Here is a 19,988-nt window from a genome sequence, read left to right as displayed (position 1 = left end):
TGGCAGGATGGGGCGCATGGACATCATGCTCTTCCACTCCGTCCACGGACTCGACGCCTCCGTGCAGGCCGCCGCCGAGCGGCTCCGGGCAGCCGGACACCAGGTCTGGACGCCGGACCTCTTCGACGGACGGACGGCCGGGACCGCCGAGGAGGGCATGGCGCTGCGGGACGAGATCGGCAAGGACGAGCTGCTGAAGCGGGCGGTCCTGGCGGCGGCCCCGTACTCGGAGCGCGGCCTGGTCTACATGGGCCTGGACTTCGGTGCCTCGGTGGCGCAGACGCTCGCGCTCGGCGACGAGAAGGCGCGCGGGCTGCTGCTCCTCCACGGCACCTCGGACATCGCCGAGTCGGCTTCGGTGGACGACCTGCCGGTGCAGCTGCACGTGGCCGAGCCGGACCCGTTCGAGACGGACGACTGGCTGTCGGCCTGGTACCTGCAGATGCGCAAGGCCGGTGCGGACGTGGAGATCTACCGCTACCGGGGCGCCGGGCACCTCTACACCGACCCGGAGTCGCCGGACTGGGACGCGGAGGCGGCGGAGCGGACCTGGGCGGTGGGGCTGTCCTTCCTGGACAGCCTGTAGGCGAGGAGAAGGGCGGCGGCCCCGGGGAGTCCCCGGGGCCGCCGTCGTGCGTGAAGGCCCGTCAGGCGCGGTACGCGGTCCACGCGTCGTTCATGCGGGCCACCTGGCCGGCGGTGAACTGGTACATGCAGGAGTCGTACGTGTAGTCCATGAAGTTGTGGATCGGGTCCACGCCCGGCTTCGAGGTGCACGAGTCACGGCCGGTCGGGCACTGGTACGCGGCGCTCTTCTCGGCCGGGGTGTCGGAGACGTAGTCGCCGTTGCCGTTACAGCCGCCCTGGAAGGTGTGGTAGAGGCCCATCCAGTGGCCGACCTCGTGGGTGGCGGTGTCGCCCTCGTTGTAGTTGGCGGCCGAGCCGCCCGGGAGCGAGGCGTCGAGGATGACGACGCCGTCCATGTTCGGGCTGGAGTTGTACGAGGACGGGAAGGTCGCCCAGCCGAGCAGGCCGCCGCCGAGGTTGGCGGTGTAGATGTTCAGCGCGCCCGCGCCACCCTTGCGCAGGGCGGTCTTCATGTCCTTCTCGGCCTGGGAGCCGGAGGACAGGTTGTACCAGGTCGCGTTGTCCGTGTAGTCGGTGCCGGCCAGCGAGAACTGGAAGCCCGAGTCCACGTTGCCGGTGCCCTGGCCGCCGTAGGCGGCGTTGAGGACGCTGATCTGGTTGTTGATGTCCTGCGAGCTGAGGTTGCCCGCGGTGCCGCTGTGGATGACGTGGAAGTAGACCGGGATGGTCGTGGCCGCGGCGAGACCGGCGGCGGAGGAGACCCGGCCCTCGGCGCGGGCGGCGGAGACCTTCTTCGCCAGGTCGGCGTCCAGGGCCTTGGCCTGGGCGGCGGTGAGCTCGTTGGGCTCGGCCTGGGTGGCGCTGCCCTTGGCCTTGCGGGCGCCGGAGAGGGCGGCGACACCGTCGGCGCACTTCTCGGCCGAGGCCAGGGTGGTGGTGCCGCCGGCCGGGGCGGCCGCCGGGGCGGACAGCGGCGCCAGGGCCAGGGTTCCGGCCATGATGGCGGTGCCGAGCAGACGACGCGACATACGCGGCGATATACGGGCAAGAGCGCGCACGGGGGGACTCCTCGCGGGGGGTTGTGGAGAGGTACTTCCTCGCCACGGCGGGGAGATTACGCGTCCATGCCATATGCCACTGAGGGTTGATCAAGCCCAATCATTCGTCGGGCAAATAGGGTCAACGGGAAGAAAAACTTGCGCCGTTTCCGGAGTTTGAGACGTGGACGTAACGGAAGGAGCGCCAAAGGCGGGTGATGTGTCCGGGTTCGAAGCTCCGGACTCACCACCCGCCGTAGCCATGTGATCTTCCGTTAACAAAGCGGATCATGGCTCAAAGTGATCGGTCAGCGTACCGGCTGGTACACCCGCTCGACACGCTGCGTTCCGTTGAGCGTGCGGTACGAACGCGCCCACGAGGCCGTCGCGTCGCGGTCCGCCTTGTCGGACACCGTGTAGTAGTCCATCTGCGAGCGGTCGGCCGTCACGTCGAGCACGCCGTAGCCGTGGTGGTCCATGTCCACCCACTTCACATGGCGGTTGGCGGTCTTCACCGCGGCCGCGGCCACCAGCGACACCGTGCCCGGCGCCACGTGCAGGATGTCGTCCAGGTTGTCCGAGGTCACCGAGGTCACCACGAACTCCGTCGCCGCCGACGCCGACAGCGGGTACGTCGCGGCCTTCAGCGGCACGTCGTTGGCCCACGCCATGTGGATGTCGCCGGTCAGGAAGACCGTGTTGCGGATCGAGCGGTCCACCAGGTGCTGCAGCAGTTCCTTGCGGTCGTCCGTGTAGCCGTCCCACTGGTCGACGTTGACCGCGATGCCCTCCTTGGGCAGCCCGAGCAGCTCGGCGAGGGGGCCGAGCAGATCGGCCGGCAGCGCGCCGAAGGCGACCGGCGAGATCATCACCGAGGTGCCCACCAGCTGCCAGGTCGCGTCCGAGGCCACCAGACCGGACTTCAGCCAGTCCAGCTGTGCCCGGCCGGTGATGGAGCGCTCCGGGTCGTCCACCTTGCCGCTGCCCACGCCCGCCTGCTGGGAACGGAACGAGCGCAGGTCGAGCAGGTGCAGATCGGCGAGCCGGCCGAAGCGCAGCCGGCGGTAGACCGTGCCCTCCGTGGAGGTGCGCACCGGCATCCACTCGAAGTACGCCCGCTTGGCCGCCGCCACCCGGTCCGCCCAGACGCCCTCGGTGCCCGGAGTGTGGTTCTCGGCCCCGCCCGACCAGGCGTCGTTGGCGAACTCGTGGTCGTCCCAGATCGCCACGATCGGGTGCACCGCGTGCAGCGCCTGGAGGTCGGCGTCCGTCTTGTAGGTGGCGTGCCGGACGCGGTAGTCGGCGAGCGAGAGGATCTCGTGCGCCGGCCGGTGCTGCCGTACGACGTACTTCGCCTCCGGGTAGGCGCCGGTCGCGTACTCGTAGATGTAGTCGCCGAGATGGAGGACCGCGTCCAGGTCGGTCCGGGCGGCCAGGTGCCGGTACGGCGAGAAGTAGCCGGCCTCCCAGTTGGCGCAGGACACCACGCCGAAGCGGATGCCGTCGGCCGCGTCGGCGGCCGGGGCGGTGCGGGTGCGGCCCACGGGGGAGACGGTCCCGCCCGCGGTGAAGCGGTAGAAGTACGCGGTGGCCGGCCGCAGTCCGCGGACGTCGGCCTTCACCGTGTGGTCGGAGCCGGCGGAGGCGACGGTGGTGCCCCCGGCCACGATCCGGGTGAAGCCGCGGTCCTCGGCGAGCTCCCAGCCGACCGTGACATCGGGGCCCTGGCCCGAACCGGGCACGGCGTCGGGCGTGGGCGTGACGCGCGTCCAGAGCAGGATGCCGTCGGGCAGCGGGTCGCCCGAGGCGACACCGTGCAGGAACGCGGGAGCCCCGGAGGCGGCGAGCGCGGTCGAGGCGGCGCCCACCAGGGCCGGCGCGACGGCGGCGGTGACGGCGGCGGCCTTCACCACGGTGCGGCGGCTGGGGGCGGATATGAGGTTACGACTGGTCACGGCCCGTCAGATTACCGCCGGGTAGGGCGAACGGGCAGGGGTCTGCACGAATGTTCGTCCAGCATTCGCCGGACCGTCCCCTTCCTCTTCCCCGCTCCGGCGGCTCCGGGCGACTCCGGCGACTTCGCGATTCCGGCGGCTCCGGCGGCTCCGGCGAAGAAGAGGAAGGGGGGAGGGGCGTCAGCCCTTGAGGGCCTGCGTCAGGGCCGTGTTGAACTGGTCCACCGTCAGCGGCGGGTTCTTGCTGCCCGCGACGGTCAGGGCCTTGCCGTCCATCTTCAGCGTCGGCGTGCCCGTGACCCCGCTCTTGTCGAAGGCCTTCGACATCTTCATCGCCCAGGCGTCGAAGGTGCCCTCCTCGACGTTCCTCTGGAACTCGGCGTTGCCCTTCAGGGCCGGCACCGAGTCCGCCACCTTCAGCAGGTAGGAGTCCTTGGCGAACTTGTCGTCGCGCTCGTCCGGGTGGAACTGGGTCGAGTAGAGCGCCGCCTTGTACTTCAGGAACGCCTCGGGGCTCACGTCGAGCGCCGCGCCCAGCGCCGACAGGGCGTTCTTGGAGCCCTGGCCCTGGTCGGAGTTGTCGATGAAGGTGGCGCCGATGTACTTGATCTTGTACTTGCCGTCGGCGACGTCCTTCTCCACGGTGCCGCCCACGCCCTGCTCGAAGGTCGCGCAGACCGGGCAGCGCGAGTCCTCGTACACCTCCAGGGTCTTCTTCGCCTCGGGCTTGCCGATGACGACCGTGGTCCCGTCGGTGCCCTCGGTGTTCTTCGGCGCCGTGACGCTCTTCGCGTCCGCGGCCGCCTCCCACTGGGAGGGCTTGTTGGCCTGGACGACGGCGAAGCCGATGCCGCCGGCGACGGCGAGGACGGCGACCGCCGACCCGGCCACGATCAGCTGCCGGCGGGCCTTGTCCTTCTTGGCCTGCTTCTCGCGCTCGGCGCGCAGCCGCTCGCGGGCGGCGGCCTTGTTCTCCTGGCTGTTGCGCTTGCTCATGGTGAGGCACTCCGTGAAAGGGAGGAGGAACGGGGAATCGCGTGCTGTGTCCCTGCGCCGACTCGGGGAGTCAGGCGAGGACGAGGCACGGCGGTCCCCGCCGCCCCACGGAGTGCGCCCAGAGCCGGGTGCGGGAGCGGCGCGGCCGCTCCACCGGACGCCCGGCGCGCCGCGGGCCGGGCCCGGCCGTGCGGGCCAAGGCCACCACGAGCAGCAGCGGCCGGAAGGCGAAGGCCACGGCCGCGCGCAGCAGCCGGGCCAGGGCCCGCTCCCCGCCGCGCAGCCAGGAGGCCGCGGTCAGCCCGACCGCCACGTGGGCGGCGAGCAGCAGCCAGGGCACGGCCGGGTCGGGGGAGGAGAGCAGGGCGGTCACACCCTCGGAGCCGGGCGCCGCGACCCCGGGCAGCGGGGTGCCGACGGCGCCGCCGCACAGCGAGTCCACGTCGAGGCCGACCGAGCGCAGCGACCCGGCGACCGGGCCGCCGGCGGGACCGTAACAGGCCACCTGGCCGCTGGTGAACAGCGTGTCGGCGGCCAGCTCCAGCGGGACGAGGAGCCCGGCGATCGGGCCGAGGCCGCGCTCGCGGCCGGCCAGTGCGAAGGCCACGCCGAAGACCGCCACCGCGACCGGGACGACCGTGCCGAGCGGCAGCGGCACCCCCGACAGCAGGACGTGCGAGGCCACGGACAGCGTCACGACCAGTGCCGTGAAGAACGCCGCCCGGAGGGCTCTCAACTGGATTCCTGCCATGTCCATCGCGAGGAATTCTCCCATGCCCGGCCATAAGGGGTCCCTAAGGCCGGGCTGTGAGCCGTGCTTCCTACAGGCCGGGGATCCGGCCGTTGCGGAACAGGTCGACGAAGATCTGGTGGTCGGCCCGCGCCCGGGCGCCGTACGCGTGGGCGAAGTCCACCAGGAGCGCCGGGAAGCCCTCCTCGTCGGCCGCGATCGCCGCGTCGATGGCCCGCTCCGTCGAGAACGGCACCAGCGAGTGGCCGCTGGAGTCGTCCGCCGCCGCGTGCATCGCCGCGGTCGCCCGGCCGAGGTCGGCGACGGTCGCCGCGATCTCCTCCGGGTCGTCGATGTCCGACCAGTCCAGGTCGACGGCGTACGGCGACACCTCCGCGACCAGCTGCCCGGCCCCGTCCAGCTCCGTCCAGCCGAGCCACGGGTCCGCGTGCGCCTGGAGCGCCCGCTGCGAGATCACGGTGCGGTGGCCCTCGTGGTGGAAGTAGCCCCGTACCGCCGCGTCCGTGACGTGCCGGGAGACCGCCGGGGTCTGCGCCTGCTTCATGTAGATGACGACGTCGTTCTCCAGTGCGTCGCTGTTGCCCTCCAGGAGGATGTTGTACGAGGGAAGGCCGGCCGAACCGATGCCGATGCCGCGGCGGCCGACGACGTCCTTGACCCGGTACGAGTCGGGGCGGGCCAGGCTGGACTCGGGCAGCGTCTCCAGATAGCCGTCGAAGGCGGCGAGCACCTTGTAGCGGGTCGCCGCGTCCAGCTCGATGGAGCCGCCGCCGGCCGTGAAGCGGCGCTCGAACTCGCGGATCTCGGTCATCGAGTCGAGCAGCCCGAAGCGGGTCAGCGCGCGGGCCTCGCGCAGCGCGTCGAGCAGCGGGCCCTGGGCGGTGTCCAGCGTGAAGGGCGGGATCTCGTCGTTCTTGGCGCCGGTCGCGAGCGCGTGGATCCGCTCCCGGTAGGCGGCGGCGTACACCGTCACCAGCTCGGTGATCTGCGCGTCGCTGAGCGCCTTCGCGTAGCCGATCAGGGCCAGCGAGGCGGCGAGCCGCTTGAGGTCCCAGGTGAAGGGGCCGACGTACGCCTCGTCGAAGTCGTTGACGTTGAAGATCAGCCGCCCGTTGGCGTCCATGTAGGTGCCGAAGTTCTCGGCGTGCAGGTCGCCGTGGATCCACACCCGGCCGGTCCGCTCGTCCAGGAACGGCCCGCCGTGCGCCTCCCGCTCCAGGTCCTTGTAGAAGAGGCAGGCCGTGCCCCGGTAGAAGGCGAAGGCGGAGCCGGCCATCTTCCGGAACTTGACCTTGAAGGCGGCGGGGTCGGCGGCGAGCAGCTCGCCGAAGGCGGTGTCGAAGACGGCGAGGATCTGCTCACCGCGCTCGGCGGCGGTGGGCTGCGGAACCGACATCGAAGGTGCCTCCTGGTGGGCGATCCGGCACGAAGAGTGGCCGAAAATGGTGCGTGACAAATGGGGACAGGTGTTCCCTGTCTCCCAACGCGCGACCGTACCGCCCAGTGCCCGGCCGGTGTCAGTCGGCCGACGTAGACTTCCACGCTGTCCCCCCAGAAATTCGTATGGAGGCATCCCCACCGTGACCAGGCCGCCCTTCACGCACCTCCACGTCCACACCCAGTACTCCCTGCTGGACGGTGCCGCGCGGCTGAAGGACATGTTCAACGCGTGCAACGAGATGGGCATGACCCATATCGCCATGTCCGACCACGGCAACCTGCACGGGGCCTACGACTTCTTCCATTCGGCCAAGAAGGCCGGCGTGACCCCGATCATCGGCATCGAGGCGTACGTGGCGCCCGAGTCCCGCCGCAACAAGCGCAAGATCCAGTGGGGCCAGCCGCACCAGAAGAAGGACGACGTCTCCGGTTCGGGCGGTTACACCCACAAGACGATCTGGGCGGCCAACGCCACCGGTCTGCACAACCTCTTCAAGCTCTCCTCCGACGCCTACGCCGAGGGCTGGCTCCAGAAGTGGCCCCGGATGGACAAGGAGACCATCTCCCAGTGGTCGGAGGGCCTGATCGCCTCCACCGGCTGCCCCTCCGGCGAGCTGCAGACCCGGCTGCGCCTCGGCCAGTTCGACGAGGCCCTGAAGTCCGCCTCCGAGTACCAGGACATCTTCGGCAAGGACCGCTACTTCCTGGAGCTGATGGACCACGGCATCGAGATCGAGCGCCGGGTCCGCGACGGGCTCCTGGAGATCGGCAAGAAGCTCGGCATCCCGCCGCTGGTCACCAACGACTCGCACTACACCTACGCGCACGAGGCCACCGCCCACGACGCCCTGCTGTGCATCCAGACCGGCAAGAACCTCTCGGACCCGGACCGCTTCAAGTTCGACGGCACCGGCTACTACCTGAAGTCCACGGACGAGATGTACGCCATCGACTCCTCGGACGCCTGGCAGCAGGGCTGCGCCAACACCCTCCTGGTGGCCGAGCAGATCGACACCACCGGCATGTTCGAGGCCAAGAACCTCATGCCGAAGTTCGACATCCCCGAGGGGTACACCGAGGTCACCTGGTTCCGCGAGGAGACCATGCGGGGCATGCACCGGCGCTTCCCGAACGGGATCCCCGAAGACCGCATGAAGCAGGTCGAGTACGAGATGGACACCATCATCTCGATGGGCTTCCCGGGCTACTTCCTCGTCGTCGCCGACTTCATCATGTGGGCGAAGAGCCAGGGCATCGCCGTGGGCCCCGGCCGAGGCTCCGCGGCCGGCTCGATCGTCGCGTACGCCATGGGCATCACCGACCTCGACCCCATCCCGCACGGCCTGATCTTCGAGCGCTTCCTCAACCCCGAGCGCATCTCGATGCCCGATGTCGACATCGACTTCGACGAGCGCAGGCGCGTCGAGGTGATCCGGTACGTGACCGAGAAGTACGGCGCCGACAAGGTCGCCATGATCGGCACGTACGGCAAGATCAAGGCCAAGAACGCGATCAAGGACTCCGCCCGGGTCCTCGGCTACCCGTACGCGATGGGCGACCGCCTCACCAAGGCCATGCCCGCCGACGTCCTCGGCAAGGGCATCGACCTCGACGGCATCACCAACCCCAGCCACCCGCGCTACAGCGAGGCGGGCGAGATCCGGGCGATGTACGAGAACGAGCCGGACGTGAAGAAGGTCATCGACACCGCCAAGGGCGTCGAGGGCCTGGTCCGCCAGATGGGCGTGCACGCCGCCGGCGTGATCATGTCCAGCGAGCCGATCGTCGACCACGCCCCGATCTGGGTCCGGCACACCGACGGCGTCACCATCACGCAGTGGGACTACCCGCAGTGCGAGTCGCTCGGCCTGCTGAAGATGGACTTCCTCGGCCTGCGCAACCTCACCATCATGGACGACGCCGTCAAGATGGTGAAGGCGAACAAGGGCATCGACCTCGACCTGCTCGCCCTCCCGCTCGACGACCCCAAGACCTTCGAACTGCTCCAGCGCGGCGACACGCTCGGCGTCTTCCAGTTCGACGGCGGTCCCATGCGCTCCCTGCTCCGGCTGATGAAGCCGGACAACTTCGAAGACATCTCCGCCGTGTCCGCGCTCTACCGCCCGGGCCCGATGGGCATGAACTCGCACACGAACTACGCCCTGCGCAAGAACAAGCAGCAGGAGATCACTCCGATCCACCCGGAGCTGGAGGAGCCCCTCAAGGAGGTTCTCGACGTCACCTACGGCCTGATCGTGTACCAGGAGCAGGTGCAGAAGGCCGCCCAGATCATCGCGGGCTACTCGCTCGGCGAGGCCGACATCCTCCGCCGCGTCATGGGCAAGAAGAAGCCCGACGAGCTGGCGAAGAACTTCACCATCTTCCAGGCCGGCGCCAAGAAGAACGGCTACAGCGACGAGGCCATCCAGGCCCTGTGGGACGTCCTGGTCCCCTTCGCCGGCTACGCCTTCAACAAGGCGCACTCCGCCGCGTACGGCCTGGTCTCCTACTGGACCGCCTACCTCAAGGCCAACCACCCGGCCGAGTACATGGCCGGACTGCTCACCTCGGTCAAGGACGACAAGGACAAGTCCGCCGTCTACCTGAACGAGTGCCGTCGCATGGGCATCAAGGTGCTCCCGCCGAACGTCAACGAGTCCGAGGCGAACTTCGCCGCCCAGGGCGACGACGTGATCCTCTTCGGCCTCACCGCCGTCCGCAACGTCGGCTCCAACGTCGTCGAGTCGATCATCAAGACGCGCAAGAGCAAGGGGAAGTACAGCTCCTTCCCCGACTTCCTCGACAAGGTCGAGGCCGTGGTCTGCAACAAGCGCACGGTCGAGTCGCTGATCAAGGCCGGCGCCTTCGACACCATGGGCCACACCCGCAAGGGCCTGGTCGCCCAGCACGAGCCGATGATCGACACCGTGGTGGCGGTCAAGCGCAAGGAGGCCGAGGGACAGTTCGACCTCTTCGGCGGCATGGGCGACGAGGACAGCAGCGAGCCGGGCTTCGGCCTCGACGTCGAGTTCTCCGACGTCGAGTGGGAGAAGTCGTACCTGCTCGCCCAGGAGCGGGAGATGCTCGGTCTGTACGTCTCCGACCACCCGCTCTTCGGTCTGGAGCACGTCCTGTCGGACAAGACCGACGCCGGCATCTCCCAGCTCACCGGAGGTGAGCACGCGGACGGCGCGGTCGTCACCATCGGCGGCATCATCTCCGGCCTCCAGCGGAAGATGACCAAGCAGGGCAACGCCTGGGCCATCGCCACCGTCGAGGACCTGGCCGGCTCCATCGAGTGCATGTTCTTCCCGGCCACCTACCAGCTGGTCTCCACCCAGCTGGTCGAGGACGCGGTCGTCTTCGTCAAGGGCCGGCTCGACAAGCGCGAGGACATCCCGCGGCTGGTCGCGATGGAGCTGATGGTCCCCGACCTGTCGAACGCGGGTACCAACGCGCCGGTCGTCCTCACCATCCCGACGGTGAAGGTGACGCCGCCGATGATCAGCCGCCTCGGCGAGATCCTGGGGCACCACAAGGGCAACACCGAGGTCCGGATCAAGCTCCAGGGCCCCCGGAAGACCACGGTGCTGCGGCTCGACCGGCACCGGGTGCAGCCCGACCCGGCGCTCTTCGGCGACCTGAAGGTGCTCCTCGGCCCGTCCTGCCTGGCCGGCTAGTGCTCTGACCGCATAGGTTCACCGGTTCGCTCGGGCCGCAGTGGCGAGTGGGCGTCCGCCCCAGCGGATGCCTCTCTCGCTGCGGATGCGAGCGCGTTCCTTACGTTCGGCGGCCAGGACGTCGCGGTGGCGGGCGTTGGCGTTGCGCCAGCGGAGGTAGGCATGCAGGGCCCGGGTCTGGACCGTATGGTTGGGGTGGTGGGAGTTGGCCCCCAAAGCCGCAGCAGCAGCCAGCCGGTGGCCTCCGCCGAGGCCGGCGCGAGGGAGACTGATCGTCCGATCGACGGCGAGCGCGGAGGTCTGACGCACCCGATGAGAACGATCACCCTCACCCGGTGCGTCGTCCTTTGAGGAGCGCGAGGAGGAGGGGGGTGGGTCACCGGGATCCGTGAGCTGGCACTGAGTACTGCGGCGGCTGTGGCTACCGTAGTGTTCGTCGGCGAGATGGTGCGCGCCGTGCGGCATCGTGACGAGCCGAGGATCCTGGCGCGTCTGGTGGCGGGCCTTCTGGTCAACGGCGCAGGCTTGGGTGTTTTGGGCACCATGGAGATCGAGAATGATCTGCCTGTGGTGCTGATGGTGCTGCTGACGGGGTGGTGTCTGTCCAACATCGGCGTCAGCGCCGTGATGTTCGTCGTGGTGGCCCAGTCGAGGATGCGGAGGCCAGAGGCATGGGCCGAACTCGATTTCGTCGAGCGGCATGCCCCGAAATACGGCCAGCCGCCGGAGACGATCGAGGAATACCGGGCGCTGCAGCTTCAGGAGCAGACGTCAGAGGCTTGACCAGCCAAGGAAGGACAGAACCCCGTGGACGCGATGCCCACAGGGTTCTGCGCTGCTTGGCCGGCCGAGCGGGACGTCGACGCTACTTCCCGCACTTGGTCTTGAAGCCGTCCAACAGAGCTTTGCCCGCATCGGAGTTGTCCCGCACGTACGCGCTACCGCTGATGCTGATCGAGGTGGTGCTGGTTGAGATCGACTCGCTGCCGGTCCGCTCGTTGCGGCTGTCGTCTCCGGCGACCGTCCAGATGATCTGGGAGTGATCCTCGTTGAACTCGCCGGTGCTGGTCACGCCCGGCTTCTCGTAGACACCGTCGCAGCTGTACTCATGATGCGAGACACTGTTGCCCTTGACGACCAGCTGGCCGAGGTCGGACGTGCCGTTGACGTCCTTGACGTAGTAGGTACCGTCGAGCTTGCTGGCGCTGTCGCTGCTTCCGCTGCAGGCGGTGAGTATGAGTGAGCCCGCGGCCAGGGCCGCGATGGACACGGTCATCTTGGCCCGCGTCCTACGTGCGGTCCTGGTGATGCTCATGGTGCTCTCCTTTCATTCGTCCTGGATAGTCGGTTCGAGATAGAAGGCCAGTCAAAATACCCTATGGATAGGTCACTTTGGCTGACCGGGACCACCTATCAGGCGCCTTCTCGGAGGTTGCCGAGCCGATGCCCAGTCAGCGCTAGGGCGTTGGCGTTGCGCCAGCGGAGGTAGGCATGCAGGGCCCGGGTCTGGACCGTGTGCGAAGTGGGCCTCGATCGGGTTGGCCCAGGAGGCGTAGGTCGGGGTGAAGCACAGTTCGACCTTGTTCTTCTTCGCCCAGCGGCGGATGTCCGCGCCGGTGTGGGCGGAGAGGTTGTCCAGAATGATGTAGATCGGGGCGCCGTCGGGCCGGGCGGCGCGGATCGACTTCAGTGCGGCCAGGCTGTTGGTGGTGCCCTTGCGGCGGCGGTTGACGCCCCACAGCGTGTCGTCGCCCACGGAGTAGCAGCCGTGGGAGTAGGTGATGCCGTGGGTGCGGCGGAAGGTCGCCGGCAGCCCGGTCGGGCCTGCCCTGCTTCGCGCAGCAGGAGCCCGCGGTGGGCCGGATCCCCAGGGGTCCGAACTCGTCGAAGGCAAAGACCCGGTCCGGGAAGCGTTCCACAACATGCTCGATCCGGTCGAGCTTGGCGTTGCGGTCGGGGTCGGGGGACTCCTTCCAGGTCTTGGTGCGCTGGAAGGTGATGCCGCGGCGCCGGAGCAGGCAGCGTAAGGCCTCCCGGCCGAGACGGATGATGCGTCCGTGTACTTTCCGCAGGTAGTCGGCGAGTTTGCGTACCGACCAGCGGGTGAAGGGCTGGCTGAGCTTGGCGGGGCGGGTGGTGGCCGTCTGGACGACGAAGTCCTCGTCGTCAGGGGTGAGCAGGCGGGGACGGCCTCCCGTCCATCGAGGGTCCAGGCAGGCCAGACCGATCTCGTTGAACCGGTGGATCACATCCCGCACAGTGTCCTCGTCGGCGTGGACCAACCGGGCGATAACCGGCACCCGGTTCCCGCCGGCGGACGCCAACAACATCATTGCCCGCCGGTAGCGCACCGAGCTGGTGCTGCCCCGGCGGACGATCTGCTGCAGCTTCTGTCCTTCCTGATCGGTCAGTCTGCGGACCCGCACAGGCTCTGCCAGCCTGATCCGCCGGACAGGCCCCGGGGACGCTCGGGTCCGCGATACGCGCGAGGGGCGCGCCCGTCGTCACGGGCGCGCCCCTTCGTTCATCCTCGTGCACCGGCCTCTTCGGGCCGCCGGCCGTCAGTTGTGGCCGAAACGCTTCTGCCGGCCCTTGCGGGCCATGTCGCCAGGCGTGACCTGACTCATGCGCTGCTCCGACTGCGACTCCATCGACGAGCGCTCGGCCTGCTGCTGGCCGCGCTCGGCCTGCGAGCCGCGCTGCGGCGGCTGCTGACTGCGATCCTGCTTGCGGTTCTTGGCCATGGTGATGATGCCTCCTCAAGGGGGTGTGGGGGCCAGGGCCGCTGCCAGACTCACACATGGCAGAAAGCGTCGCATTTTGGATCATTACGGACAGTAGGCGTCGTTCCCGAGTGGAATCCGAGTGAGATCCGCCACGCCGATGATCCAGTTCCGGACGTCAACGCCACCCCGGTCGGGCAGACTCGAAGGAACCCGGAGCACTTCCGATCCCGAGGTTCCCGAGCAGGTTCGGCGAAAGAGGGTGGAACACGTGGACCGATGCGTCGTCCTGGTGGACGCCGGCTATCTGCTGGGCGCCGCCGCCAGCCTGCTCGCCGGGGAACCGGCCCGCTCACGGATCACCGTCGACCACGCCGCGCTCATCCAGCAGCTGCGCGACCGCGCCGAGGCCGACACCCAGCTGCCCCTGCTGCGCATCTACTGGTTCGACGGAGCGCCCGACCGGGTGCCCCAGCCCGAACACCGCCGACTCCGCGTGCTGCCCCGGGTCACCGTCCGGCTCGGCGCCCTGACCCGCAGCGACGGGCGCTGGGCCCAGAAGGGCGTCGACGCGGCCATGCACGCCGAGCTCACCGAGCTCTCCCGCAACCGCGCCTGCTCCGACATCGTCCTCGTCACCGGCGACGGCGACCTGCTGCCCGGCCTGATGTCCGCCAAGGAACACGGCGTCGCCGTCCACCTGTGGGCCGTCCAGGCCGCCGACGGCGACTACAACCAGTCCGAGGACCTGGTCGCCGAGGCCGACGAACGCCGGGTCCTCGACCGGACCTGGATCACCCGCGCCATCCGCGCCAAGGACCTCACCGGAGTGTGCGCCCCGCCGCCGGTGCCCCGCCCCGAGATCGCCGCGATCCTCTCCGCGCCGCTGCCCGAGTCCGCCCTCGCCGCCTCCGCCGAACGGGCCGCCGCGGCGGCAGCGGCGGCCGCCTCGCACGACAGGCCCGCCGCCGGGCGCCGGGACGACACCCGGACCGACCTGGCCCCCGGCGCCGACGACCGCGTGAACGGCTCCGTCAACGGCTCCGGCGTCCCCGCGCCCGCCACCGGCCGGAGCGTGCCCACCCCCAAGGACCTCGCCGGCCTGCGCGGCCCCACCCCGCCGGCCGCCCCGCACCCCACCGGCGCCACCCTCCGCTGGTCCTCCGACAAGGGCTGGATCGACCGCCCCGCCCCGTCGCTCGGCGAACCGGCCGAGACCGCCTCCCTGCCCACCCTCGCCCAGCTCACCAGCGCCGAGCAGCGCTGGGCCGACCGTGAGGAGGACATCACCACCGTCGGCGGCGACCCCTACGAGGTCGGCCAGGTCTTCGCGCGCCGCTGGCTCGACCGGCTGCCCGAGCCCGGCCACGTACCGAAACTCGCCACCATGTACCCGCGCATCCCGCACCGCATCGACGGCGAACTGCTCCGCTACGCCGCCCGCTTCGGACTGCTCGCCCACAAGGACGACCAGATCGACGAGCACGACCGCTATGCGATCCGGGCCGGATTCTGGCGCGAGATCGACGTGCACGCCGCCGCCCAACACGCCCCCGCGCCCGAGGAGAGCCGCGGCACCCCTTAGGCTCATCCCTCGTGAGTACGGTGTGCGTGGTGCGGGATCTGGTCAGGACGTACCCCGCCACACGCGGCAGACGCGGCGCGCCCGCGACCCCCGAGGTGCGGGCCACCGACGGGATCAGCCTCGATGTGCGCGGCGGTGAGATCTTCGGCCTGCTCGGACCCAACGGTGCCGGCAAGTCCACCCTCGTCCGCCAGCTCACCGGCCTGATGCGCCCCGATTCCGGCAGTGTCCGGATCCTCGGCCACGACATCGTGCGCCACCCCGAGCGCGCCGCCCGCCTCCTCGCCTACCTCGGCCAGGAGTCCACCGCCCTCGACGAGCTGACCGTCGCCCTCGCCGCCGAGACCACCGGCCGGCTGCGCGGGCTCGGCGCCCGCGAGGCCCGTGCCGCCCGCGACGCCGTCCTCGACGAACTCGGCCTCGGCGAGATCGCCGGCCGCCCCCTCAAGAAGCTCTCCGGCGGCCAGCGCCGGCTCGCCTGCTTCGCCGCCGCCCTCGTCGGCGAGCGCCCCCTCCTCGTCCTCGACGAGCCGACCACCGGCATGGACCCGGTCGCCCGCCGCGCCGTCTGGGCCGCCGTCGACCGGCGCCGCGCCGAACACGGCGCCACCGTGCTGCTCGTCACCCACAACGTCATCGAGGCCGAGACCGTCCTCGACCGGGTCGCCGTCATAGACCGCGGCCGGGTCATCGCCTGCGACACCCCCGCCGGCCTCAAGGAACGCGTCGCGGGCGAGGTGCGGGTCGAACTCGTCTGGCGCGAGCGCGCCCCGCTCGACGTCCCCGAGGTCGCCGCGCTGCGCGTCTCGGCGCAGGAGTCCGGCCGCCGCTGGGTGCTGCGGCTCGGCCCCGACGAGGCGCGGGCCGCGGTCGCCGCGGTGACCGGCGGCGCGGCCTTCGCGGCCCTCGACGACTTCACCCTGGCGACGCCGAGCCTGGAGGACGTGTACCTGGCGCTCGGCGGCGAGACGCGGGGGCTGGTGAAGGCGTGACGTACCACCCGTCGACCGTCAGGAGCTGGACGAGTTGAGCACCCTGCCCGCCGAGGCCCTGACGGCCGGCACAGTTCCCGTCGAGGTGGTCCGCGACGCCCCCGAGGCGCCCGCCGCGCCGCTCGCCCCGCGCGCCCGGCTGCTGCCCGCGCTCGGCGCCGTCTACAAGGCACAGCTCAGCCGTGCCCGGGTCGCCCGCATCCCGCTGCTCTTCGTGGCGACCTTCCAGTCCATCGGCATCATGATCCTGATGCGCGGGGTCGTCGACGGCGGCTCGGAGGCCCGGTCCGTGGTGGCTGGCTCCGCCGTGCTCGTCGTCGCCTTCGTCGCGCTCAACCTGCTCGCCCAGTACTTCGGGCAGCTGCGGGCCGGCGGCGGCCTCGACCACTACGCCACGCTGCCCGTGCCGCCCGCGGCCGTGGTGCTCGGCGCGGCCGGCGCGTACGCCTCCTTCACCGTGCCCGGCACGGTGGTGACCGCGGTCGCCGGATCCGTGCTCTTCGGGCTCCCGCTCGGCCACCTGTGGATCCTGGCGGCGGTCGTCCCGCTGTCCGGCGCGGCCCTGGCCGGCCTCGGCGCGGCCCTCGGCCTGCTCGCCCCCCGGCAGGAGCTCGCCACCCTCCTCGGCCAGCTCGGCATGTCCGCGGCCCTGCTGCTCGGCGTGCTGCCGGCCGACCGCATGCCCGCCCCGATCGCCTGGGCCCGCGACCTGCTGCCCTCCACGTACGGCGTCGAGGCCCTCGCCCGCACCTTCGACGCGCACCCGGACTGGACGGCGGTCTGCCTGGACCTCGCGGTGTGCGCGGCGGTGGGAGTGGGCTCGCTGGCGGTGGCGACATGGGCGTACCGCCGAGCCGCGGTGCGCTGACGCTCTCTTTTGCGGCTCGGTTCGCCCGTGGCTCGTTCTGCGGCTCGGTTCGTGACGCGCTCGGGACCGTTCCCCCGCCGCGCTCTTCGGCGCAGCGCCGTGCGATCCGATGATCCGCTGAGGCGACTCACAGCCGCACCTGGCACGATGGCGTCGTGACCGCACCTCTGACTCCGCCGCACCAGCCGCCGCACGACTCCGCCTGGCCGCCGCCCTCACCCGTGCCGCCCGCCGAGGACGGGCCCGGGACGGCGACCGAGATCCGGCAGGCCGCCGTGGTGGCGGCCGTGTCCGGCGTGCTCGGCGCGCTGCTCGGGCTGCTGTGGGTGTGGCTCGCGCCGCGGGTCTCGCTGATCTCCGACGGCAAGGCGGTCTTCCTGCGCAACAGCGAGGCGGAGTCGGCGATCGGCGCGGACGGAACGTTCGTCCTGCTCGCGCTCGGCTTCGGGGCCGTCGCCGCGGCCCTCGTCTTCCTGGTGCACCGGCGCGGCGGCGTCGCCCTGGTGCTCGGCCTCGCGCTCGGCGGAGTCCTCGGCTCGCTGCTCGCGTGGGGCGTGGGCGTCTGGTTCGGCGGGGAGCGCGACGTCGTCGCCCACGCCAAGGCCGTCGGCCCCAAGGTCCCCTTCGACGCGCCGCTCGAACTCGGCATGGGCTTCGCGGCGATGCTCGCCTGGCCGATCGCCGCGATGATCGTCCACCTCGCGCTCACCGCCCTCTTCGGCCCCCGCGACCCGGAGCCCGAGGACGGCGCCTGGCCGCCGCCGAACCCGCAGGCACCCCACGAGCCGCAGGCACCGCAGGGCTGACGGCCGCCGGGCTCAGCCGCGGCCGATGGGCGCCAGGACGGCGCCGGTGAGGGCCGCCAGGTCCTGGGGGGCGAGCTCGACCTCCAGGCCGCGGCGGCCGGCCGAGATGCAGATCGTGGCGTGGTCCGAGGCGGACGTGTCCAGGACCGTACGCAGCCGCTTGCGCTGGCCCAGCGGGGAGATGCCGCCGCGGACGTAGCCCGTGGTGCGCTCGGCCGCCGCCGGGTCGGCCATCGCCGCCCGCTTGCCGCCGACGGCGGAGGCGAGGGCCTTCAGGTCGAGCTGGCCGGCCACCGGGACGACCGCGACGGTCAGCTCGCCGTCGACGTCCGCGACCAGCGTCTTGAACACCCGGTCCGGAGTGACACCGAGCGCCTCCGCCGCCTCCTCGCCGTACGAGGGGGCCGCCGGATCGTGGTCGTAGGCGTGCAGGGTGTACGCCGTGCCGGCCGCCGCCAGGGCCACCGTCGCCGGGGTGCCCCCGGCGTTCTTCTTCTGCTTCTTCGCCACGCCGGGCTCTCCTCGCAGGACTCGGGTATCGGGCTCAGTTGGGGCTGGTCGGCGCGCGGGTCAGCTCCACGGCCGGCAGCGACGGGAGGTGGCGCAGCACCGCCGTCTCCGCGCGCAGCAGCGCCAGCTCCTCGCGCAGCCGCGTCGCCGTGTCCGGCGCCTGGAGCAGCCGCTGCTTCGCCGGGGTGTCGAGCACGGTCGCGGCGGCCACCAGATACGACACCACCGACGGGTCGTCCGGCAGCTCGCTCGTGGTCAGCGAGCGCTCCCGGGCGCCCGCGAGCCGCTTCTGGTACGCGCGGAAGGCGCGCAGCACGCCCTCCGCGAGCTCCTCGGCGTCCTCGCCCTGCTCCTCCGGGATCTGCTCGACCTCGGCGGTCAGGAACGGGCCGCTCGCGTCGACCGACAGCAGCTTCACCCGGCTGGTGCCGGTGCACATCACCTCGAAGCCGCCGTCCGCGCGCTCCCGGATCGACGCCGCGTCGGCCACGCAGCCGACGCGGTGGAACGCCTGGACGGGATCGGGGCCGAAGCCGGCCGCCGGGCCCTTCTCCGGCAGCGCCGTCTGGTCCGGCATGCCGGGCGCGGTCGGAGCGACCTCGCGGCCGTCGCGGATGGCGACGACGGCGAAGCGCCGCGGCTCGGACTCGTCCGTCTTGAGCAGCTCGCGCATCATCGCGCGATAGCGCTCCTCGAAGACGTTCAGGGGCAGCACGAGGCCCGGGAACAGCACCGCGTTGAGCGGAAAGAGAGGCAGACGAGCGGTGGTCACAGCGGTCAAGCGTAATGGCCGCCGGAGCCGCCCCGACCGGCCCGTCCCGCATCCCGTCCGTCCCACCCGGGGAACGTCCCGCTCCGGTGCCCGGTCGCGTCCCCGGTCCGGTCCCCGGTTCCGGTGCCCGGCCCCGTATCCGCGCTCGTTCCCGCGCTCGTTCGCGCCCTCCTGCCCGCGCGCAGCGGAGTGCGCCGGGCCACCTCCCGTACGGCGCCGGTCCTGGCCTCCAGGAAGCCCCGCAGCGGATCGTCGGCGACCAGGGTCCAGGGGAACGAGGTCGCCTGCGGCCCGATCCGCCCGAACTCGGCCAGCGCGTCGTGCCAGCGGCCCCGCTCCACCAGGACGTGCACGAGCAGGTTGCGCACCTCGGCCGGCCACAGATCGCCCGCCGGATACTCCGCCGACAGCGCGAGCGCCCGGTCGGCCGCCGCGTCGATCCGGTCACCCGCCACCCCGTGCCCCGCGTCGGCCCCCGCGATCAGCTGCGCGAACGCCGCCCGCACCGGCAGCGCCTGGACGAGCGAGCCGGGCAGCGCGTCCTCCGCGGCGTCCTCGGCGAAGTCGAAGCACTCGCGGTGCGAGCCGTACCACTGCGCCGACAGGTACTTCAGCGCGGCGACATGGCTGCCGTAGTGGCGCGGGGCGCGGCGCAGCGCCTGCTCCCACAGCGCCTCGAAGGCCGCGTGCCCCGCGTGCGCGCCGCGCGCGTGGTCCAGGGCCAGCCGCCACGGCACCGGATCGCGCGGCGTCGCGTCGGCCGCCGCCTCGATCAGCGGGCCGAGCTCGCGCAGCCGCTCCGCCCGGGCGGGGCAGTCCCAGGCCCGGCGCACCGCTAGCTGCGCCTTGACGAGCAGCGCGTCCGGATCCTCCGGCGCGACCGCCAGCCAGTGCTCCAGCCAGCCGTCCCGGCGGTAGGCGAAGGCGCTCAGCCGGGCCACGTAGCGGTCCCGGTCCTCCCACTCCTCGGCGTCCCGGGTGGTGGCGAGGAGCTTGGCGGCCGGCTCGGGGTCGGCGAGCGCGGCGGCGACCAGCGCCGGTCCGAGCCGCCCGTCCGGCGCGTCGAGCAGCACGTCGTCGTCCGGCGGGAGCCCGGCGGCGAGCCGCGGGGAGTGCCGGACCAGTTTGGAGGTGCCGATCAGGGCGCGGAGCAAGGACATTGTGCGAAACATTGAAAACCGCAGGTGAGGGCGGCGCCAGTGGCGGCCTGTGAAGCTTTGGTGGCGGCGGGAAGGTTGTGCTGACAGGAGTCAAGACAGCGTAAAGATCGGGGCGAACCGGTGCT

17 protein-coding genes and 2 pseudogenes are annotated in these 19,988 nt (G+C 71.2%); 7 read left to right on the top strand and 12 right to left on the bottom strand.

Going from position 1 to position 19,988, the window contains the following annotated elements; all coding sequences use genetic code 11:
- The first annotated feature begins 7 nt into the window (after nucleotides 1-7).
- Nucleotides 8-586 carry a dienelactone hydrolase family protein gene (locus tag ACWEV0_RS14605; RefSeq protein WP_453149625.1) on the top strand — a complete coding sequence of 193 codons (579 nt, stop codon included), beginning with the start codon at nucleotides 8-10 and terminating at the stop codon, nucleotides 584-586.
- Nucleotides 587-647: 61 nt separating this feature from the next.
- On the opposite strand, the gene ACWEV0_RS14600 is transcribed toward ACWEV0_RS14605, so the two are convergent.
- From ACWEV0_RS14600 to ACWEV0_RS14580, 5 genes are all read right to left on the bottom strand, one after another.
- On the bottom strand, nucleotides 648-1,616 hold the full coding sequence (locus ACWEV0_RS14600) for a zinc metalloprotease (protein WP_453149623.1): 969 nt from the start codon (nucleotides 1,614-1,616) through the stop codon (nucleotides 648-650).
- 317 nt (nucleotides 1,617-1,933) lie between these two features.
- Nucleotides 1,934-3,580, bottom strand: a complete 1,647-nt coding sequence (locus ACWEV0_RS14595) for an alkaline phosphatase D family protein (protein WP_453149621.1) — start codon at nucleotides 3,578-3,580, stop codon at nucleotides 1,934-1,936.
- 180 nt (nucleotides 3,581-3,760) lie between these two features.
- Nucleotides 3,761-4,576: a DsbA family protein gene (locus ACWEV0_RS14590; protein ID WP_453149619.1), complete on the bottom strand. Its 816-nt coding sequence runs from the start codon at nucleotides 4,574-4,576 to the stop codon at nucleotides 3,761-3,763.
- 70 nt (nucleotides 4,577-4,646) lie between these two features.
- The gene (locus tag ACWEV0_RS14585) at nucleotides 4,647-5,333 is read right to left on the bottom strand and encodes a hypothetical protein (RefSeq protein WP_453149617.1); all 687 of its coding nucleotides are present in this window, start codon (nucleotides 5,331-5,333) and stop codon (nucleotides 4,647-4,649) included.
- A gap of 64 nt (nucleotides 5,334-5,397) precedes the next feature.
- Nucleotides 5,398-6,723, bottom strand: a complete 1,326-nt coding sequence (locus ACWEV0_RS14580; protein ID WP_453149615.1) for a DUF2252 domain-containing protein — start codon at nucleotides 6,721-6,723, stop codon at nucleotides 5,398-5,400.
- A 184-nt stretch (nucleotides 6,724-6,907) separates the two neighbouring features.
- Here ACWEV0_RS14580 and dnaE point away from each other — a divergent pair, with 184 nt between their 5' ends.
- The gene (dnaE, locus tag ACWEV0_RS14575; RefSeq protein ID WP_453149613.1) at nucleotides 6,908-10,447 is read left to right on the top strand and encodes a DNA polymerase III subunit alpha; all 3,540 of its coding nucleotides are present in this window, start codon (nucleotides 6,908-6,910) and stop codon (nucleotides 10,445-10,447) included.
- Nucleotides 10,448-10,465: 18 nt separating this feature from the next.
- On the opposite strand, the pseudogene ACWEV0_RS14570 reads toward dnaE, so the two are convergent.
- A pseudogene (locus ACWEV0_RS14570) lies at nucleotides 10,466-10,657 on the bottom strand (IS630 family transposase); the annotation flags it as partial.
- A 207-nt stretch (nucleotides 10,658-10,864) separates the two neighbouring features.
- On the opposite strand from ACWEV0_RS14570, the gene ACWEV0_RS14565 reads away from it, so the two are divergent.
- Nucleotides 10,865-11,230, top strand: coding sequence for a hypothetical protein (locus tag ACWEV0_RS14565; protein ID WP_453149611.1), 366 nt, complete (start codon nucleotides 10,865-10,867; stop codon nucleotides 11,228-11,230).
- A gap of 82 nt (nucleotides 11,231-11,312) precedes the next feature.
- On the opposite strand, the gene ACWEV0_RS14560 is transcribed toward ACWEV0_RS14565, so the two are convergent.
- The 3 genes and pseudogenes from ACWEV0_RS14560 to ACWEV0_RS14550 all read right to left on the bottom strand — a co-directional run bounded on the left by ACWEV0_RS14560 (nucleotide 11,313) and on the right by ACWEV0_RS14550 (nucleotide 13,191).
- Entirely contained in the window at nucleotides 11,313-11,762 is a 450-nt protein-coding gene (locus ACWEV0_RS14560) for a hypothetical protein (protein ID WP_453149609.1), read from the bottom strand.
- Nucleotides 11,763-11,908: 146 nt separating this feature from the next.
- Nucleotides 11,909-12,885: pseudogene (locus ACWEV0_RS14555) on the bottom strand (IS630 family transposase); the annotation flags it as partial.
- Between the two features lie 123 nt (nucleotides 12,886-13,008).
- Nucleotides 13,009-13,191 (bottom strand): hypothetical protein, encoded by a 183-nt coding sequence (locus ACWEV0_RS14550; protein ID WP_453149608.1) that lies wholly within the window; start codon nucleotides 13,189-13,191, stop codon nucleotides 13,009-13,011.
- A 241-nt stretch (nucleotides 13,192-13,432) separates the two neighbouring features.
- Between ACWEV0_RS14550 and ACWEV0_RS14545 the strand changes: the two genes are divergently transcribed.
- The 4 genes from ACWEV0_RS14545 (at nucleotide 13,433) to ACWEV0_RS14530 (ending at nucleotide 17,421) form a co-directional block, all read left to right on the top strand.
- Complete coding sequence (locus ACWEV0_RS14545) at nucleotides 13,433-14,755, top strand: NYN domain-containing protein (protein WP_453149606.1); 1,323 nt, start codon at nucleotides 13,433-13,435, stop codon at nucleotides 14,753-14,755.
- 20 nt (nucleotides 14,756-14,775) lie between these two features.
- Nucleotides 14,776-15,747, top strand: a complete 972-nt coding sequence (locus tag ACWEV0_RS14540; RefSeq protein ID WP_453149663.1) for an ABC transporter ATP-binding protein — start codon at nucleotides 14,776-14,778, stop codon at nucleotides 15,745-15,747.
- Nucleotides 15,748-15,781: 34 nt separating this feature from the next.
- Nucleotides 15,782-16,615 (top strand): ABC transporter permease, encoded by an 834-nt coding sequence (locus tag ACWEV0_RS14535; protein WP_453149604.1) that lies wholly within the window; start codon nucleotides 15,782-15,784, stop codon nucleotides 16,613-16,615.
- A 155-nt stretch (nucleotides 16,616-16,770) separates the two neighbouring features.
- Nucleotides 16,771-17,421 carry a DUF2567 domain-containing protein gene (locus ACWEV0_RS14530; RefSeq protein WP_453149602.1) on the top strand — a complete coding sequence of 217 codons (651 nt, stop codon included), beginning with the start codon at nucleotides 16,771-16,773 and terminating at the stop codon, nucleotides 17,419-17,421.
- 12 nt (nucleotides 17,422-17,433) lie between these two features.
- On the opposite strand, the gene ybaK is transcribed toward ACWEV0_RS14530, so the two are convergent.
- Genes ybaK through ACWEV0_RS14515 form a run of 3 tightly spaced genes read right to left on the bottom strand, consistent with a single transcriptional unit; the run spans nucleotide 17,434 to nucleotide 19,875 of the window.
- Nucleotides 17,434-17,931: a Cys-tRNA(Pro) deacylase gene (gene ybaK, locus ACWEV0_RS14525; protein WP_453149600.1), complete on the bottom strand. Its 498-nt coding sequence runs from the start codon at nucleotides 17,929-17,931 to the stop codon at nucleotides 17,434-17,436.
- A 34-nt stretch (nucleotides 17,932-17,965) separates the two neighbouring features.
- Nucleotides 17,966-18,703, bottom strand: a complete 738-nt coding sequence (locus tag ACWEV0_RS14520) for an LON peptidase substrate-binding domain-containing protein (RefSeq protein WP_453149598.1) — start codon at nucleotides 18,701-18,703, stop codon at nucleotides 17,966-17,968.
- 5 nt (nucleotides 18,704-18,708) lie between these two features.
- Nucleotides 18,709-19,875, bottom strand: a complete 1,167-nt coding sequence (locus tag ACWEV0_RS14515) for a hypothetical protein (RefSeq protein WP_453149596.1) — start codon at nucleotides 19,873-19,875, stop codon at nucleotides 18,709-18,711.
- Nucleotides 19,876-19,988 lie beyond the last annotated feature (113 nt).

It is taken from the genome of Streptomyces sp. NPDC003943 (genome assembly GCF_053605265.1).
This window is presented reverse-complemented; position numbering and strand designations above follow the sequence as displayed.

What these genes read in the sequence shown, in the direction of transcription:
- ACWEV0_RS14580 (WP_453149615.1), bottom strand. Translation starts at nt 6,723, where the DNA reads ATGTCGGTTCCGCAGCCCACCGCCGCCGAGCGCGGTGAGCAGATCCTC.
- ACWEV0_RS14600 (WP_453149623.1), bottom strand. Translation starts at nt 1,616, where the DNA reads ATGTCGCGTCGTCTGCTCGGCACCGCCATCATGGCCGGAACCCTGGCC.
- ACWEV0_RS14515 (WP_453149596.1), bottom strand. Translation starts at nt 19,875, where the DNA reads ATGTTTCGCACAATGTCCTTGCTCCGCGCCCTGATCGGCACCTCCAAA.
- ACWEV0_RS14590 (WP_453149619.1), bottom strand. Translation starts at nt 4,576, where the DNA reads ATGAGCAAGCGCAACAGCCAGGAGAACAAGGCCGCCGCCCGCGAGCGG.
- ACWEV0_RS14585 (WP_453149617.1), bottom strand. Translation starts at nt 5,333, where the DNA reads ATGGACATGGCAGGAATCCAGTTGAGAGCCCTCCGGGCGGCGTTCTTC.
- ACWEV0_RS14550 (WP_453149608.1), bottom strand. Translation starts at nt 13,191, where the DNA reads ATGGCCAAGAACCGCAAGCAGGATCGCAGTCAGCAGCCGCCGCAGCGC.
- ACWEV0_RS14560 (WP_453149609.1), bottom strand. Translation starts at nt 11,762, where the DNA reads ATGAGCATCACCAGGACCGCACGTAGGACGCGGGCCAAGATGACCGTG.
- ACWEV0_RS14605 (WP_453149625.1), top strand. Translation starts at nt 8, where the DNA reads ATGGGGCGCATGGACATCATGCTCTTCCACTCCGTCCACGGACTCGAC.